Source organism: Loktanella sp. DJP18, assembly GCF_049310965.1.
Taxonomy (GTDB): domain Bacteria; phylum Pseudomonadota; class Alphaproteobacteria; order Rhodobacterales; family Rhodobacteraceae; genus Loktanella.
Genome location: NZ_JBMERN010000344.1, coordinates 1 through 1,016, shown reverse-complemented (window position 1 = coordinate 1,016; position 1,016 = coordinate 1). Strand labels below are relative to the sequence as shown.

Annotated in this window: 2 protein-coding genes and 1 pseudogene; all 3 read left to right on the top strand. The window is 55.8% G+C overall.

The genetic code is table 11. The annotated features are described in order from the left end of the window. Positions 1-27: 27 nt before the first annotated feature. Positions 28-459 carry a GAF domain-containing protein gene (locus ACOI1H_RS25790; RefSeq protein WP_422441186.1) on the top strand — a complete coding sequence of 144 codons (432 nt, stop codon included), beginning with the start codon at positions 28-30 and terminating at the stop codon, positions 457-459. Continuing rightward, positions 447-650, top strand: a pseudogene (locus ACOI1H_RS25785) (hypothetical protein); the annotation flags it as partial. The gene ACOI1H_RS25790 and the pseudogene ACOI1H_RS25785, both read left to right, overlap by 13 nt. A 52-nt stretch (positions 651-702) precedes the next feature. Beyond that, entirely contained in the window at positions 703-999 is a 297-nt protein-coding gene (locus tag ACOI1H_RS25780) for a hypothetical protein (RefSeq protein WP_422441187.1), read from the top strand. The last annotated feature ends 17 nt before the right edge of the window (positions 1,000-1,016 follow it).

Here is a 1,016-nt window from a genome sequence, read left to right as displayed (position 1 = left end):
TGCAATGCGTAGTCGGCCGGCGTCAGTATCCTGAGAGACGACGATGAAGCCAGAACCGGATTTGAATGGCTGACAACGAGCGGAAAGCGCATTCACCCCAAAGGCCATATCATGCCGCAAAGCAGTCCTTGCGGTACCGTTCTTAAGCACGACGGGTCGGTCTTGATGCAGAATATCGACTGGCATTACGACTCTGTCAGGCCATCTGGTAACATCCGCGAAGGACTGCTGGTCCCATTCCGCGATGAGGATCGGCCGATCGGGACGATCTGGGCGATGAATCACGACTCTGACCGGCGGTTCAATATCGAAAATCTGCGGTTCCTCGAAAGCCTCGGGAAAAGTGCTGGCATAGGCTACAAGCTTCATCAACAGCAGCTTCGCCTGAAAGAGAACGATGAAGTGACTCAGATTCTGCTTCACGAACTGAGCCACCGTTCAAAAACATGCTGTTTTTGATTTCGGCGGTAATCTCACAGGCCGCTCGAATGGCGGATGATGTCGGTATGCTGAAGGAGAGCCTCATGGAACGGGTGCAGGCTATCGCAGCGTTTCAGGGGTCGATCCTGCACCACGGCTCCAAGGTTCCCCTCCGGCATCTGTTGAACCTGCATACGGTCCGGCATCACAGCTGGCCTGAAAATACCATTATGTCGGGCCCCCGATCTGTTTATTCGTTCTCAGGTTGCGCAAGGGCTCGGTATGGCAATTCACGGGCTTTACACGAACGCGGTCGAATATCGGGCGCCCTCAACCGACGGCGGTCGTATAGCCATCGCATGGGATCTGGAACGTACCGGACTCAAGAGCCAGATATTCACCCTGAAGTGGCAGGAATCGAATGGCCCTGCAGAGATCGCGCCAAAGCATAAGGGCTTTGGAACCGTCGTGCTGACGAGCCTGCTGGAGGCCGGTACCGAGGGAACCGTCACATTCGCGTTTAAGCCGGACGGCGTCAGCTGGACCTGTCGTGAGAGATGGGAGGACATGAGAGAGTGAGCCGATCAACCAGGCTC